The organism is Streptomyces yongxingensis (assembly GCF_055597465.1).
The window spans coordinates 10,063,581-10,081,727 of sequence record NZ_CM145717.1 but is presented as its reverse complement, the minus strand read 5'-3'; the positions used below and the strand labels follow the sequence as shown (position 1 = coordinate 10,081,727).

The 18,147-nt window shown below is 71.7% G+C and carries 1 protein-coding gene; it reads right to left on the bottom strand.

All coding sequences use genetic code 11. From position 1 onward, the window contains the following. Positions 1 to 33: 33 nt before the first annotated feature. Positions 34 to 18,084 (bottom strand): SDR family NAD(P)-dependent oxidoreductase, encoded by an 18,051-nt coding sequence (locus ACZ6TD_RS42900; protein WP_471346952.1) that lies wholly within the window; start codon positions 18,082 to 18,084, stop codon positions 34 to 36. Between the last annotated feature and the right edge of the window lie 63 nt (positions 18,085 to 18,147).

The window sequence follows — 18,147 nt, the reverse complement described above, 5'->3', positions numbered from 1 at the left end:
GTGGGTGCGCCGTGGTGGCGGTCGCCGCTCGGATCACGGCCCGAACTCCTGGTCGATGAAGGCGAAGAGCTCGTCGGCCGCCGCCGTCTCCAGGTGCTCGGCGACGTCGTCCGCCTCGCCGGAACCGGTGGCGGGGCCACCGGCCGGGCCGTCCGGCGCCGGGCCGCCGCGGTCCCCGTCCCAGTGGGACAGCAGACGCTTCAGCCGGTCGGCCACCATCGCGCGGGTGGCGTCGTCGGCCGCCGCGTCGGTGCCGAGCAACGCGGCTTCCAGCCGGTCGAGTTCGGCGGCCACGTCCGACGGGTCGCCCGCCGCCGCGGGGGCGATCTCCTCCCCCAGGTGTCCCGCCAGCGCGGCGGGGGTCGGGTAGTCGAAGATGAGGGTCGCGGGCAGCCTCAGCCCGGTGACCGCGTTCAGCCGGTTGCGCAGCTCGACCGCGGTGAGCGAGTCGAAGCCGAGTTCCAGGAAGCCGCGGTCGGCGACCACCGCCGACGCCGTCCCATGGCCCAGGACCGTGGCGGCGTGTTCCTGGACCAGACGCAGCAGCGTCCGCTGCCGCTCCCCCTGGCCGAGCCCGGCCAGCCGCCGCGCCAGTGGCGCCTCCCGCGAGCCGGGGTCTTCCTGGACCGAGGCGCGCCTGGGCGTGACGGGCCATCGTACCAGTCCGTGGAGCAACGGGGGTACGGGCGTGGTGTCGGCGGCGGCCGCCAAGTGGCCGAGGTCGAGCCGGGCGGGCACCACCACGCCCTCGGCCAGCCGGCCGGCCGTGTCGAAGAGCCGCAGGCCCTCCTCTGAGAGGAACGGCACCAGTCCGACCCGTGTCATCCGCGAGAGGTCCGCCTGGCCGAGGTGTCCGGTCATTCCGGTGCGCTCGGCCCACAGGCCCCAGGCGAGTGACACTCCGGGCAGGCCCATCGCCCGGCGCCGCTGGGCCAGTCCGTCCAGGAACGTGTTGGCGGCGGCGTAGTTGGCCTGGCCCGCAGATCCCAGGACACCGGCGGTCGACGAGAACAGGGCGAACATGGCCACATCGAAACGGCGCGTCAGCTCGTGCAGATGCCACGCCCCGTCGACCTTGGCGCGCAGCACCGCGTCGAGCCGCTCCGGTGTCAGCGAGGTCACCGTTCCGTCGTCCAGGATGCCCGCGGCGTGCACCACACCGGTCAGGCCGTGTCCGTCGGGGAGGTCCGCCAGCAGATCGGCCAGCGCGTCGCGGTCGGCGACATCGCAGGCGGCGACGGTGACCGAGGCACCCAGGGCCGTCAGCTCCGCCTCGAGCGCCGCCATGCTCTCGGCCGCACGGCCACGGCGGCTGACCAGCAGCAGCCGGTGGATGCCGTGCTCCGCCACCAGATGCCGGGCGATCAGTCCGCCCAGGACGCCACCGGCGCCGGTGATCAGTACGGTCCCCTCCGGGGCCGGCGCGGCCGGAACGCTCAGCACCAGCTTGCCCACATGGCGCGCCTGGCTCATGAACCGGAACGCCTCGGGAGCCCTGCGCACATCCCACACCCGTGCGGGCAGCGGCTCCAGCACACCACGCTCGAAGAGGGACACGACCTCCGCGAGCATTTCCCCGAGGCGCTCGGGGCCCGCCTCCCCCAGGTCGAACGCCCGGTACAGCACGCCCGGATGAGCCGCGGCCACCGCGTCGGCGGACCGCACATCCGTCTTGCCCATCTCGATGAACCGCCCGCCCTCGGCGAGCAGCCGCAGCGACGCGTCCACGAACTCACCGGACAGGGAGTCCAGGACCACATCCACACCGCGACCGGCCGAGGAGTCCCTGAACCGCTCCTCGAACTCCAGCGTGCGCGACGACGCGATATGCGCCTCGTCCAGTCCGAGGCCGCGCAGGACGTCCCATTTGGCCTCGCTCGCGGTCGCGAACACCTCGACGCCCCAGGCCCGCGCCAGCCGCACCGCCGCCATTCCCACGCCACCGGCGGCGGAATGGACCAGCAGCGATTCGCCACGCCGTACGCCCGCCAGCTCGCGCAGCGCGTACAAGGCCGTCACGAAAACCACGGGGACGGACGCGGCCTCGGTGAAGGACCAGCCGTCCGGGATCCGCACCAGGGTGCGGTGGTCCACCACGGCCAACGGCCCGAAACCACCGGACCACAGCCCCATCACCCGGTCGCCGACGGCGAAGGCCGTCACACCGGGGCCGGTGGCCACGACCACACCGGCTCCCTCGCCGCCCATCATGGCCTCGTCCGGATACATGTCCAGGGAGATCAGGACATCGCGGAAGTTCAGACCCGTGGCGCGCACGGCGACCCGCACCTCGTGCTCGCCGAGCTCTCGGGTGGCGTCCGTGGCCGTGGCCAGCGTCAGCCCCTCCAGCGTGCCCGCTCCGGACGCCTCCAGTCGCCATGCCTCCGCGCCATCCGGTGGCGTCAGCACACCCTTCGCGGCACCGGGGGCCAGGCGCGGCACCAGGACCTCGGCACCGCGCACCGCGAGCTGCGGCTCCCCGGTGGACACCGCCTGGTGCACCACGTCGAGCGATGGCCCGGTGCCGTCCACGTCCAGCAGGACGAAACGGTCCGGATGCTCGGCCCGCGCCGACCGCACCAGCCCCCATACCGGGGCCGCGGCCAGGTCGCGCGGGTCCTCACCGTCCTCGGTGGCCAGCGCGCCCCGGGTGACGAACACCAACCGGGCCGCGGCGAACCCGTCCTCCGCCAGCCAAGCCCGCACCATGTCCAGGGTCCGGTGGGCCACGTCCCGCGTCGCCGGGACGACGCCCTCGCCGGGGGCGGAGGACACGGTCACGAACACCAGGTCCGGCATGGGAGCGCCGGATCGCACATGTGCTGCGAGAGCGGCCAGGTCGGCGTGTTCCTCCACCGATCCGTCGGCCGCCTTCAACGCCCTGGTCAGGCCGAAGGGGTCCGGTCCTGCCACGGCGCACCGGTCGGTGGCGGGGGCCGGGTCCGGGGCGGTGGTGGACGTCGGATCGGTGGCGGGCGCCGCGATCCACTCCACCCGGTATAGCGACTCGTCGGCGGTGGCGGACGACGCGAGCTGTGCCTCCGAAACCGGCCGGGTGACCAGCGCCTCCGCCGTCGCCACCGGTGTTCCGGCGGCGTCGGCCACCAGGACGGACATCCCATCGGTGCCCGCACGGGCCAGCCGTACCCGCAGCGAGGTCGCGCCAGTGGCGTGCAGCGACACACCGCTCCACACGAACGGCAGCCGGATCCCGTCCTTCTCCGGATGCGAGGCGGCGCACACCAGCCAGGCGTGCAGCGCCGTGTCGAGCAGGGCGGGATGCAGCCCGAACCGGGCCGCGTCGGCGCGCGACTCCTCCGGCAGCGCCACCTCGGCGAAGACCTCGTCGCCCTTGCGCCAGACGGCGCGCAGACCTCGGAACACCGGTCCGTACGCCAGCCCGGTGGCCGCCACATCCTCGTAGAAGCCCGCGGTCTCGACCGCCTCGGCGCCCGCCGGCGGCCATGCCTTCAGGTCCGCCGGGCCCGTCGTCCCGTTGACGGCCGTGGAGTTCAGGGCCAGCACGCCCTTCGCGTGGCACGTCCACGACGCGTTCGGGACGTTGTCACGACGGGCATGCACGGTGAACTCGCGCTGTCCGTCCGGCCGGGGCCCGCCCACGGCCAGCTGTACCTGGACCGCACCTTCGTCGGGCAGCACCAGGGGCGCCTCCAGCGTCAGCTCCTCCAACCGGTCACAACCGACCGCGTCACCGGCCCGCGATGCCAGCTCGACAAACGCCGTACCGGGCAGGATGGCCCGGCCCAGCACCGCGTGGTCGGCGAGCCAGGGGTGGGTACGGAGCGAGAGCCGACCGGTGAGCAGGAAACCGTCCGAGTCGGGCAGCGGCACGGCGGCACCCAGCAACGGGTGCTCGGCCGAGTCCAGCCCCACCGAAGACACATCACCTGCGGTCTCGAGGGCCTCCGACTCCAGCCAGAAGTGGGTGCGCTGGAAGGCATACGTCGGCAGATCCACACGCCGCGCGCCCGTCCGCGCGAACATCCCCGCCCAGTCGACGGACGCACCGCCGACATACGCCTCGGCCGCGGACGTCAGGAAGCGCTCCAGACCACCTTCGTCGCGGCGCAGCGAACCGACGACGGTGACACGGGCGCCGTGCTCCTCGGCGGTCTGCTCCACACCCATCGTCAGGACGGGGTGGGCGCTGGCCTCGATGAACACCTGGAAGCCATCCGCCAGCAGGGCGCGTACGGTCTCGTCGAAGCGCACCGTCTGACGCAGATTGCGGTACCAGTACCCGGCGTCCAGATCGGCCGTGTCGAGCACCCCACCGGTCACCGTCGAATAGAACGGAACCGACGACGGCCGAGGACTGATCCCCGCGAGGGCCTGCCGAAGCTCACCCTCAATGGCCTCCACATGAGCACAATGCGAGGCGTAGTCCACCGGAACACGCCGCGCCCGAACCCCCTCGCCCTCGCATACGGCCAGCAGCTCCTCCAACGCATCCGCGTCACCGGAGACCACCACCGCCGAAGGCCCATTCACCGCCGCCACCGACAACCGCTCACCCCACGCCGCAAGCCGCTCCCGCACCTCCCCCACCGGCAACGACACCGACACCATCCCACCCAACCCCGACAACGCCCGCAACGCCTTACTCCGCAACGCCACCACCCGCGCCGCATCCCCCAACGACAACCCACCCGCCACACACGCCGCCGCAATCTCACCCTGCGAGTGGCCAACGACCGCCGCGGGCTCAACACCGTACGAACGCCACACCTCCGCCAACGACACCATCACCGCCCACAACACCGGCTGCACCACATCCACCCGCTCCAGCGCCTCCGCATCGCCGAGCACATCCACCAGCGACCACTCCACAAACGGCCCCAACGCCGCCGCACACTCACCCATCGCCTCCGCGAACACCGGCGACGACTCCAGCAACCCCACCGCCATCCCCACCCACTGCGACCCCTGACCAGGGAAGACAAGCACCGCGTGGTCCCGGGCGGTCGCCATCCCCCGCACCACACCGGGGGCCACGTTCCCCTCGGCCAACCCGCCCAGGCCGTTCAGGAGACCGTCCCCGTCCCCCGCCAGCACCACCGCACGGTGTTCGAAGACACTGCGCGTGGTCGCCAACGACAGTCCGATATCGGCGGGTGAGACCTCTCCGCGCTCGCGCACATGCGTCAGCAGCCGTTCAGCCTGTGCCTCGACCGCGGCGTCCGACCGTCCGGAAATCACCCATGGCGTGATCTCCGGCAGTTCCCCGACCGGGGTATCGCCATCGGCATCATGACCGGGGGCGTCGTCGTGCGGGGCCGCTTCCAGCACGGCGTGGGCGTTGGTTCCGCTCATCCCGAAGGAGGAGACCGCCGCGCGGCGCGGCCGTCCGGTCTCCGGCCAGGGCGTATCGTCCGTTAGCAGGCGCAACCCACCCGCGGACCAGTCCACATGCGGTGACGGCTCATCCAGGTGCAGGGTGCGCGGCAGCACGCCGTGCCGCATGCCGAGCACCATCTTGATCACACCGGCCACGCCCGCCGCCGCCTGTGTGTGCCCGATGTTCGACTTCACCGAGCCCAGCAGCAGCGGCCGTTCTTCGGGACGGCCCCTGCCGTACGTGGCGAGCAGGGCCTGCGCCTCGATGGGGTCGCCCAGCTTGGTGCCGGTGCCATGTGCCTCGACCGCGTCCACCTCGGCCGCCGACAGCCGGGCGTTCTCCAACGCGGCGCGGATAACCCGCTGTTGCGAGGGTCCGTTGGGCGCGGTGAGGCCGTTGCTCGCACCGTCCTGATTGATGGCGGTGCCCCGTACGAGGGCGAGCACACGGTGTCCGTTCCGGCGGGCGTCCGACAGGCGCTCCAGCAGCAGCACACCGACGCCCTCCGCCGGGCCGAAGCCATCGGCGGCGGCGGAGAAGGGCTTGCAGCGCCCGTCCGGTGCCAGCCCCCGCTGGCGGCTGAAGCCGACGAAGGTCCAGGGGGTGGACATGATCGCCGTGCCACCGGCCAGGGCCAGGGAGCACTCGCCCTGCCGCAGCGACTGCGCGGCCAGGTGCAGCGCCACCAGCGACGACGAGCACGCCGTGTCGACGGCGACGGCCGGCCCTTCGAAGCCGAACGCATAGGCGAGCCGACCGGAGGTGACGCTGAGGGCGTTACCGGTGAGCAGATAGCCCTCGACACCGCTCGACGGCCGGATCGGGCCCGCGCCGTATCCATGTGATCCGGCGCCCACGAACACACCGGTCTGGCTGCCGCGCAGGGAGGCCGGGTCGATGCCCGCGCGTTCGAAGGTTTCCCAGGACGTCTCCAGCAGCAGTCGGTGCTGCGGGTCCATCGCCACCGCCTCACGCGGTGAGATGCCGAAGAACGCCGCGTCGAATTCGCCCGCCCCGTCGACGAAGCCACCGTGGCGCGTGTAGGTCTTCCCGGGGACGTCGGGGTCGGCGTCGTAGAGCCCGTCGAGCTCCCAGCCACGGTCTTCGGGAAAGCCGGATATCGCGTCACGGCCCTCGGTCAGCAGGTCCCACAGCTCCTCCGGGGACCGGACGCCACCGGGCAGACGACACCCCATGGCGACGATGGCGATCGGATCGTCGTGCGGTTCGGCCCGGGTGACGGGCGCGGGTGCCGAGGGGGCATCGCCCTCCCGGAGGCCGAGCAGTTCCGTGCGGAGGTATTCCGCGAGCGCGGCGGGGGTCGGGTAGTCGAAGACGACCGTGGCGGGCAGCCGCTCGCCCGTGGCCGCGTTCAGCCGGTTCCGCAGCTCCACCGCCGTGAGGGAGTCGAAACCGTGCTCCTTGAAGGAGATCTCCGGCTCGACCGCGTCCGGTGTGCTGTGGCCGAGGACGGTGGCGGCCTGGTCCTGGACCAGGCGCAGCACCGTCCGCTCCCGCTCCGCGTCGCCCACCCCGAGCAGACGCCGCCGTAGCGACACCTCCTCCGCTCCGGGCGCCGCCTGGGCCAGTGCGCGGCGGACCACGGTGGCCCGTTCCGGTCGGCCGTCGCCGGGCTCCGCTGTCGCGGCCGCGAACTGCTCCTCCGTCACCGGCCGCGCCACCAGCGCGTCCACCGTGGCCACCGGTGTTCCGGCCGGGTCGGCTACCAGCGCGGACAGGGTGTCCGTGCCCTTGCGGGTGAGCCGTACGCGGAGCATCGACGCCCCGGTCGCGTGCAACGACACACCGCTCCAGAGGAACGGCAGGCGGATGCCGTCCGTATCGCCCGAGAGGGGCGCCAGGCCCGTCTGCAAGGCGGTGTCCAGCAGGGCCGGGTGGATGCCGAACCGGGGCACCTCACCACGGGCGTCCTCGGGCAGCACCACTTCGGCGAAGAGCTCGTCACCGCGGCGCCATACCGCGCGAACGCCGCGGAAGACGGGCCCGTACGCCACCCCGGAGTCGGCCAACCGCTCGTAGAAGTCGGCGGTGTCGACGGCTTCCGCGCCGGTCGGTGGCCATACGCTGAGGTCAGCGAGGGGGCTGGGGCTGGTGGCGCGGCTGTGGACCAGCGTTCCCGAGGCATACCGGATCCACGGCCGGTCGGCGGTGTCCTCCGGCCGCGCGTACACCCGTACGGCACGTCCGCCGTCCTCATCGGGCCCGCCGACGGTCAACTGAAGCTGTACGGCGCCCTGTTCGGGAAGCACCAGAGGCGCCTCCAGCGTCAGCTCCTCCACGCGGTCGCATCCGGCCGCGACACCGGCTCGGAGCGCCAACTCCACGAACGCGGACGCGGGCAGCAGGGCCCGGCCGAGCACGGTGTGTTCGGCCAGCCAGGGATGCGTACGGAGCGAGAGGCGGCCCGTCAGCAGCCACCCGTCCGAGTCGGGCAGCGCGGTCGCCGCACCGAGGAGGGGATGGTCGGCGGAGGTCAGTCCGGCCGAGGACACGTCGCCCGCCACGGCTGAGGGCTCGACCCAGTAGCGCTGGTGCTGGAATGCGTACGTCGGCAGATCGACGCGTCGGGCGCCCGTGCCCGCGAACATGGCCGCCCAGTCGACGGACGCGCCGCCGACGTATGCCTCGGCGAGGGAGGTGGCGAACCGGTCGAGACCGCCTTCGTCACGGCGCAGGGACCCGACGGCGGTGATGTGCGTGCCGTGGTCCTGGGCCGTCTGCTCCACGCCCATCGTCAGGACGGGGTGGGCACTGGCCTCGATGAACGTATCGAAGCCGGCGGCGAGCAGGGCGCGGACGGTCTCGTCGAAGCGCACCGTCTGGCGCAGATTGCGGTACCAGTACCCGGCGTCGAGTTCCTGGGTCTCCAGCACGCCTGCCGTGACCGTGGAGTAGAACGGCACCGACGACGAGCGCGGAGCGATCCCCGCGAGGGTCTGCTGAAGCTCGTCCTCGATGGCCTCGACATGAGCGCAGTGCGAGGCGTAGTCGACGGGGATACGACGCGCCCGGATCTCGTCGGCCTCGCACGCCGTCAGCAGCTCGTCCAACGCGTCCGCGTCGCCGGAGACCACGACCGCCGAGGGCCCGTTCACCGCCGCCACCGACAGCCGCTCATCCCACCGGTCCAGCCGCTCCCGTACGGCCTCCACCGGCAACGACACCGACACCATCCCACCGAGTCCCGACAGCGCGCGCAGCGCCTTGCTCCGCAACGCCACCACCCGCGCCGCGTCCTCCAACGACAACGCGCCCGCCACACACGCCGCCGCGATCTCACCCTGGGAGTGACCAATGACGGCCGCGGGCTCGACACCGTACGAGCGCCACAGCTCAGCCAGCGACACCATCACCGCCCACAACACCGGCTGCACCACATCAACCCGCTCCAGCGCCTCCGCATCGCCGAGCACATCCACCAGCGACCACTGCACAAACGGCGCCAACACCGCAGCGCACTCAGCCAACCGCTCCGCGAACACCGGCGACGACTCCAGCAACCCCGCCGCCATCCCCACCCACTGCGCCCCCTGACCAGGGAAGACAAAGGCGACGCGGTCCGAGGAGCCAGTAGCCGCCCCGCGCACCACACCCGTGGCCTCGCGGCCCTCGGCCAGCGCGGTCAGGCCACTGAGGAGCGCGGTACGGTCACCGCCGAGCACCACTGCCCGCCGCTCGAACACGGCACGTGTGGTGACCAGCGACAGACCGACATCCACCGACGCCGGACCGGCCTCATCGCCCACCGTGGACAGCAAGCGCGCGGCCTGGTCGCGGAGTCCCGCCTCGGACCGCGCCGATACCACCCATGGCACCACGCCGCTCGGTTCAGAGGTGGCGTCCGTGGCGGCATCGGGCACCATCGGCCCCTGCTCCAGGATCACATGGGCGTTGGTGCCGCTCACGCCGAAGGAGGAGACACCCGCCCGACGGGGCCGACCGGTCTCGGGCCACGCCATCGGGGCGGTCAGAAGCTCCACCGCACCCGCTGACCAGTCCACATGCGGGGACGGCTCATCGACGTGCAGGGTCCGCGGAAGCACGCCGTCGCGCATGGCCAGCACCGACTTGATGACCCCGGCCACACCGGCCGCGGCCTGGGTGTGGCCGATGTTGGACTTGATCGAGCCGAGCCACAGCGGCCGCTCTTCGGGCCGCTCCTGCCCGTACGTGGCCAGCAGCGCCTGCGCCTCGATCGGATCGCCCAGCGTCGTACCCGTGCCGTGCGCCTCGACCATATCGACGTCGGCGGCCGACAGCCTGGCGTTCGCCAGGGCGGCGCGGATCACCCGCTGCTGCGACGGGCCGCTCGGAGCGGTGAGGCCGTTGCTCGCGCCGTCCTGGTTGACGGCGGAGCCGCGTACCACCGCCAACACCTGATGGCCGTTGCGGCGCGCGTCGGACAGCCGCTCCAGCAGCAGCAAGCCCACACCTTCGCCCCAGCCGGTGCCGTCCGCGGCCGCCGCGAACGCCTTGCACCGACCATCGGCCGCCAGACCGCGCTGTCGGCTGAACTCCACGAAGAGTTCGGGAGTGGACATCACGGTGACACCGCCGGCGAGCGCGAGCGAGCATTCGCCTTGGCGCAGGGACTGCGCCGCCAGATGCAGGGCGACCAGCGACGACGAACAGGCGGTGTCCACCGTGACCGCCGGGCCCTCGAAGCCGAAGGTGTAGGAGATGCGGCCGGAGACGACGCTGGCGGCGCTGCTGGTGACCAGGTGGCCCTCGATGTGCTCCGCTGCCGCCTGGCGCAGGCTGGTCCCGTAGTCCTGGCCGTTGCTGCCCACGAAGACCCCGGTCCGGCTGCCCCGGAGCAGCGTGGGATCGATCCCGGCCCGCTCGAACGCCTCCCAGGATGTCTCCAGCAGCAGCCGCTGCTGCGGGTCCATCGCCACCGCCTCACGCGGCGAGATGCCGAAGAACTTCGGGTCGAAGTCGCCCGCTGCCTCGAGGAATCCGCCCTCGCGGACGTAGCTCTTGCCGTGCTCCTCCGGGTCGGGCCCGTAGAGCGTGTCCAGGTCCCATCCGCGGTCGGCGGGGAACTCGGTGAGCGCCTCGCGCCCGGCGAGCAGAAGCTGCCACAGGTCTTCCGGTGTCCGCACCTCGCCGGGGAAGCGGCAGCTCATGGCCACGATGGCGATGGGCTCGTCGTCGGTGGCCACGGCGACGGGCAGCGCGGCGTCCGCGCCGTTTCGCAGCCCCAGCACCTCGGTGCGCAGCAGTTCGACCAGCGCCGTCACGGTGGGGTGGTCGAAGAGCAGGGTGCTCGGCAGGCTCAGCCCGGTGGCCGCGTTCAGCCGGTTGCGCAGGGTCACCGCCGCGAGGGAGTCGAAGCCCAGCTCCTTGAAGGCCCGGTCGGCGTCGATGGCCTCGGGACGGCGGTGTCCCAGGACGGCTGCCACATGGGACCGCACGAACTCCAGGAGGACACGGTCTTGTTCCGCCGTCCCCAGTCCGGCGAGTCGGCGCCGAAGCGACTCGTCAGTGGTGATGGCATCGTCGGCGGTGTCGGGTGAGCCGTGTGCCGTGAGCTCGTGCAGGAGTCGGCGCGAACGGGGGTCCGCCATCGTCCGGGCCAGGGGGTCCCACTCGACGTCGGCGACGATCAGAGACGCTGCCGCATGGTTGACGCTCTGCTCCAGGGCGGCGACGGCCGACTCGGGGTCCATCGCGGGGAGGCCATGGCGCCGCCAACGGTCCGCGACGGCCTCTGCCATGCCCTGGTCGGCCCAGGGGCCCCAGGCCACGGAGGTGGCCGGAAGCCCCGCACCGCGCCGCCACTCCGCCAACGCGTCCAAAGTCGCGTTCGCCGCCGCATAGTTGGCCTGCCCAGCGGCACCCACCGTCCCCGAGAACGACGAGAACAACACAAACGCCGAAAGGTCCAGCTCCCTCGTCAACTCATGCAGATGCCACCCCGCCTCGGACTTCGCCCGCAGCACACCCTCGAACCGCTCCACCGACAGCCCGTCCAGCACCCCGTCATCCAGCACACCCGCCGCATGCACCACCGCCGTCAACGGCAACTCCTCCGGCACCCCCGCCAACACCCCCGCCAACGCACCACGATCGCCCACATCACACGCCACAACCGTCACCCGAGCACCCAACTCACGCAGCTCGACACACAGCTCATCCACACCCACAGCCCCAGGCCCACGACGCGACACCAGCAACAGATGCTCCACACCCACCCGCGCCAACCACCGCGCCACATGGGCACCCAACGCACCCGTACCACCAGTCACCAGCACCGTGCCCGACGGCTCCCAGCCCCCGACGCCATGTGCACCCTGGACCGCACGCACCACACGGCGGCCGAACACACCCGACGCCCGCACCGCCACCTCGGTCTCGCCCGCGCGGCCACTCACCACGCCCACCAGGCGGTCCGCCGCCCGCGCATCCCACACCTCGGGCAGGTCGAGCAGGCCACCCCAGCGCTCCGGCGCCTCCAATCCGGCGACCCGGCCCAGCCCCCACACCGCCGCCTGCTCCACACTCGACGGGCCCTCCGAACTGCCCACCGCCACCGCACCCCGCGTCACACACCACACACGGCCGCCCACGCCCGCATCCCCGATCCCCTGAAGCAGGGACAAGGTCAGCGCCAGGCCCAACGGCACCGACCCGTACTCGCCGTGCCGCCCCTCCGCCAGCGCCAGCAGCGACACCACGCCCGCGGCGTCGGAGACCTCGGCCTCATCCAGGGCCCGGCGCAGCCGGTCCGCCATCACCGCACGGTCGGCGTCGTCCTGCCCCAGCTCGACCACGACAGGCAGGGCACCGCGCCCAGCCAACGCGGCCACACAGTCCGCAACCCACTCATCCCCGGCCGACCCCGCCGGGACCGTCACCAGCCACGTGCCTGTCAGCGCAGCACCCACCACGTCCGAAACGGGCGCCCACGACACCTGATAGCGCCGACGATCAGCCACCTGCGTCATCGCCGGGGCCGTGCCGGTACGGACCGGCTCCAGCCAGAAGCGCTCCCGCTGGAACGCATACGTCGGCAACTCCACGCGGCGGGGGTGGGCCGGCGCCAACAGGGCTGACCAGTCGACCTGCCGCCCTCGTACATAGATCTCGGCGAGCGCCTCCTGCAGCGAAGGGCTCTCGCCCCGGCCATCGCGCAGCGCCGATACGAAGACCGCGTCGGACACGCACTCCTGCCCCACCCCGGACAGCACCCCGTCCGGGCCCAGCTCCAGGAAGGTGGTGGCTCCCGCGTCCGCCAGACTCCGTACCCCGTCCGCGAAGCGCACGGCTTCACGCACATGCCGCACCCAGTACTCGGCCGAGCACAGCGCCTCGGCATCCGCGACCAGACCCGTCACATTCGACACAACGGGGACACGCGGCGGCGCATACGACAACCCCTCGGCCACCCGCCGGAACTCCGCCAGCATCGGCTCCATCAACGGCGAATGGAACGCATGCGAGACGCGCAACCGCTTCGTCTTGATGCCCTGAGCGTCAAACTGTCCAGCGATCTCCGTCACCGCTTCTTCCGCGCCGGAGATCACGGTCGAACGCGGACCGTTGACCGCCGCCACACTCACCTCGGCCTCACGACCGGCCAGCAGCGGCAGCACGTCCGCCTCAGCGGCCTGCACCGACACCATCACCCCACCCGACGGCAACCCCTGCATCAACCGCCCCCGAGCCGCCACCAACACACACGCGTCCTCCAGCGACAACACGCCCGCCACATGCGCGGCCACCAGCTCACCGATCGAATGCCCCGCCACGAAATCCGGCCGCACACCCCACGACTCCACCAACCGGAACAGCGCCACCTCCACCGCGAACAACCCACACTGAGCAAACCCCGTCCCATCCAGCCCCGGCACATCCCCGAACACCACATCCCGCAGCGGACGCGCCAACACCACGTCGAACAGCGCACACACCTCGTCAAACGCCTCCGCGAAGACCGGGAACACCTCATACAGCTCCCGACCCATCCCAACCCGCTGACTACCCTGCCCCGAGAACACCACCGCCAGCTTCCCCGGCACCACCGAACCCCGCACCACACCCGCCGCCGGTACACCATCCACCAGCGCCCGCAGCCCTGCCGCAAACCCCTCACCGTCGCCCGCCAGCACCACCGCACGATGCTCGAACACCGACCGCGCGGTCACCAGCGACGAGGCCACATCCACGACCGACGCCTCGGTGTCCATGCCGCCACGCACCGCTGACAGCAACCGCTCCGCCTGCGCCCGCAACGCACCCTCGGACTTCGCCGACACCACCCACGGCACCGACGCCGGGACCTCCCGTCCCTCGTCCACCGGCTGGGCAACGCCCACCTCTGCGGGAGCCTGCTCCACGATGACATGGGCATTCGTCCCGCTGATGCCGAATGACGACACACCCGCACGCCACGACCGGCCCGTCTCCGGCCACTCCACCGCATCCGTCAGCAACTCCACCGCACCCGCCGACCAGTCCACATGCGGTGACGGCTCATCGACGTGCAGCGACTTCGGGAGCACCCCATGCCGCATCGCCAACACCATCTTCATCACGCCCGCGACACCCGCCGCCGCCTGCGTATGACCGATGTTCGACTTCACCGACCCCAACCACAGCGGCCGGTCCTCGGCGCTCCGCTCCCGCCCATAGGTCGCGAGCAGCGCCTCGGCCTCGATCGGGTCGCCCAGGGCCGTGCCCGTGCCATGCGCTTCGACCGCGTCCACGTCGGCGGGCGACAGTCCGGCGTTCGCCAACGCGGCCCGGATCACCCGCTGTTGCGAGGGTCCGTTCGGCGCGGTCAGGCCGTTTGACGCACCGTCCTGGTTGATGGCGCTGCCCCGCACCACCGCGAGTACCTGGTGGCCATTCCGCCGCGCGTCCGACAGCCGCTCCAGCAGCAGCATTCCGGCACCCTCGGCCCAGCCCGTGCCGTCCGCCGCCGACGCGAACGGCTTGCACCGACCGTCCGGAGCCAGCCCCTGCTGCCTGCTGAACTCCACGAACAACCCCGGCGTAGGCATCACCGTCACACCACCGGCGAGTGCGAGGGCGCACTCGCCCTGGCGCAGCGACTGGACCGCCAGATGCAGGGCCACCAAGGAGGACGAGCAGGCGGTGTCCACCGTCATCGCCGGGCCCTCGAAGCCCATGGTGTAGGAGATGCGGCCGGAGGCGGCGCTGACGGTATTGCCGGTCAGCAGGTATCCCTGAAGCTCATCCGAGGCGTCGTGCATCCGAGGTCCGTAGTCCTGGGACATCGCGCCAACGAAGACACCGGTCCGGCTCTTCTCCCGCCCGGCCGGGTCGATTCCCGCGCGTTCGAAGACCTCCCAGGAGGTCTCCAGCAAGAGCCGCTGCTGCGGGTCCATCGCCAGCGCCTCGCGCGGCGAGATCCCAAAGAAGTCCGCGTCGAAGTCTCCGGCGTCGTAGAGGAATCCGCCTTCGCGGGTGTACGTCGTCCCGGCTCGTCCGGGGTCGGCGTCATACAGCCCGGACAGATCCCAGCCCCGGTCCGCCGGGAACGCCCCGATGGCGTCGCCACCGGAGGCGATCAGCTGCCACAGCTCCTCGGGCGACCGCACACCACCGGGGTAGCGGCAGCTCATGCCCACGATCGCGATCGGCTCGTCCGGGGCCACGCCGACCGGCACCGACGTGGTCTCCTCGCGCCCGCCGTCACCCAGGAGCCTGTCCCGCAGATGGCGTACGAGGGCCCGGGGCGTGGGGTGGTCGAACAGCAGCGTGGTCGACAGTCGCAGTCCGGTCGTGGTGTTCAGACGATTGCGGAAGTCGACGGCGCCGAGCGAATCGAAGCCCAGCTCCTTGAAGGTCCGACCCAGATCGACGGCTTCCGGCCCTTCGTACCCCAGCGCGGTGGCGACCTGGTCACGCACCAGGTCCGCCAGCATCTCGCCCCGCTGGGCGTCGTCCAGCGGGGAGAGACGTGTCCGTAGGAGCGACGCCGCGTCGGTCGCCGATGTGTGGTCCGCGCTGTCGCCCGGGTCGGTCGCATCGGCCTCGGTGAGCGGGCTCGGCTGCGGCAGGGCCTGGACGTCCAGCCAGTACCGCTTGCGCTGGAAGGCATACATCGGCAGCTCGACCCGACGCGCACCCGTCCCCGCGAACATCCCCGCCCAGTCAACGGACGCACCGCCCACATACGCCTCGGCCACGGACGTCAGGAAGCGCTCCAGGCCGCCCTCGTCACGGCGCAGCGAACCGACGGCCGCCACGTCAGAGCCATGCTGCTCGGCGGTCTGCTCCACCCCCACTGTGAGTACGGGGTGGGCGCTGGCCTCGATGAACACCTGGAAGCCGTCGGCCAGCAGGGCGCGTACGGTCTCGTCGAAGTGCACGGTCTGACGCAGATTGCGGTACCAGTACCCGGCGTCCAGATCGGCCGTGTCGAGCACCCCACCGGTCACCGTCGAATAAAACGGCACCGACGACGACCGAGGACTGATCCCCGCCAGCTCTCGCAGCAACTCACCCTCAATGGCCTCCACATGCGCGCAGTGCGAGGCGTAATCCACCGGAACACGCCGCGCCCGAACCCCCTCGCCCTCGCATACGGCCAGCAGCTCCTCCAACGCATCCGCGTCACCGGAGACCACCACCGCCGAAGGCCCATTCACCGCCGCCACCGACAACCGCTCACCCCACCGCCCCAGCCGCTCCCGCACCGAGTCCACCGGCAACGACACCGACACCATCCCACCCAACCCCGACAACGCCCGCAACGCCTTACTCCGCAACGCCACCACCCGCGCCGCATCCCCCAACGACAACCCACCCGCCACACACGCCGCCGCAATCTCACCCTGCGAATGACCCACCACCGCAGCAGGCTCAACACCGTACGAACGCCACACCTCAGCCAACGACACCATCACCGCCCACAACACCGGCTGCACCACATCCACCCGCCCCAACGCCACCTCATCACCCAACACATCCACCAACGACCACCCCACAAACGGCCCCAACGCCGCCGCACACTCACCCATCGCCTCCGCGAACACCGGCGACGACTCCAACAACCCCACCGCCATCCCCACCCACTGCGACCCCTGCCCCGGAAACACCAACACCGCACGACCACCACCACCCACAACCACACCCCGCACCAACCCCGGAGCACCGCCACCCTCAGCCACTCCACCCAAACCCTCAGCCAAAGCCGCACGGTCGGACCCCAACACCACCGCACGATGCTCGAACGCACTACGCGTCGTCGCCAGCGAGAACCCGACATCCTCCGCCGACAGCTCCGCCCGCTCCCCCACGTACGACGCCAGCCGACCAGCCTGCGCCCGCAACGCCGCCTCGGAGCGTCCCGACACCACCCACGGGATCCGGCCCGGAGCACCCTTCCCCTCAGTTCCCGCCTCGTCCCGGGCCACCACCAATTCCGGTGCCCCGGACAGCACCACATGGCAGTTCGTCCCGCCCACTCCGAACGAGCTCACCCCGGCCGTCAGCGCCTCCCGCGTACCCCCCTCGGCAGTCCACGGTTCGGATGCCGTCTGCACGCGCAGCTTCAGCCGGTCCAGCGGAATGTCCGGGTTGGGTGTCCGGAAGTTGAGGCTGGGGAAGAGCTCGCCGTACTTGAGCCCCAGAGCCGTCTTGATGAAGCCGACGACACCCGCCGCGCCCTCCAGATGGCCCACATTGGTCTTGGCCGATCCCACCAGCAGTGGGGCGTCGGTGGGCCGCCGTGCCGCGCCCAGGACCGCGCCCAGCGCCGCGGCCTCGATCGGGTCGCCGACCCTCGTACCGGTGCCGTGCAACTCCACGTACTGGACACGGGCCGGGTCGACTCCGGCCTGCCGGTAGGCCCGGCGCAGGAGGTCCTCCTGGGCCGCCTGGTGGGGGGTGGTGAGGTGGTCCCCGCCACCGTCGTTGTTGAGCGCGCTGCCGCGGATGACGCAGTACACGGGGTCCCCGTCGGCGAGGGCGTCCGCGAGGGGCTTGAGGACGACGGCGCCGCCGCCCTCGCCGCGTACGAAACCGTTGGCGCGGGCGTCGAAGGTGTAGGTGACGCCGTCCGGTGACAGCCCGCCGAACCGGGCCGCGCTGACCCCGCTTTCGGGGGCGAGGTTGAGGTGGACGCCACCGGCGATGGCGATGGATGTCTCGCCGCGGCGGATACTTTCGCAGGCCAGGTGGATGGCCACCAGCGAGGACGCCTGTCCGGCGTCGAGGGTGAGGCTGGGGCCGCGCAGGCCGAGGTGGTAGGAGACGCGGTTGGCGATGATGCCGCGGTGGAGTCCGGTGAAGCTGTGCCGGTCGATGGCCTCCGGACCGCCACGCCGGACCAGGGTGGCGTAGTCGTCCGCGATCACACCGATGTACACGCCGGTGCGGCTGTCGCGGAGCCGGTCCGGAACCATTCCGGCGTCTTCGAGGGCCTCCCAGGTCAGTTCCAGGGTCAGTCGCTGCTGGGGGTCCATGGCCGCGGCCTCGCGTGGCGAGATGCCGAAGAAGGCGGCGTCGAAGTGGTCGATCCGGTCCCGGTCCAGGAATCCGCCCCGGCGGGGGGCGGCAGTGTCCGCGTCCCACCGTCCTTCGGGGGCCTCCGTGATGGCGTCGGCGCCGTCGCGGAGCAGTTGCCGGAAGGTGGCGGGGTCGGGTGCTCCGGGGAGGCGGCAGGACAGTCCGACGACCGCGATCGGCGCGTCCGTCGTGCTCGGCGAGGTGCCGTCGGAACCCTTCATGAGCGTGACTCCCTGGATCCAGGAACGTAGGACGCCGGGCGCACACCAGCGCAACGCGAAGGT

What these genes read in the sequence shown, in the direction of transcription:
- ACZ6TD_RS42900 (WP_471346952.1), bottom strand. Translation starts at nt 18,084, where the DNA reads ATGAAGGGTTCCGACGGCACCTCGCCGAGCACGACGGACGCGCCGATC.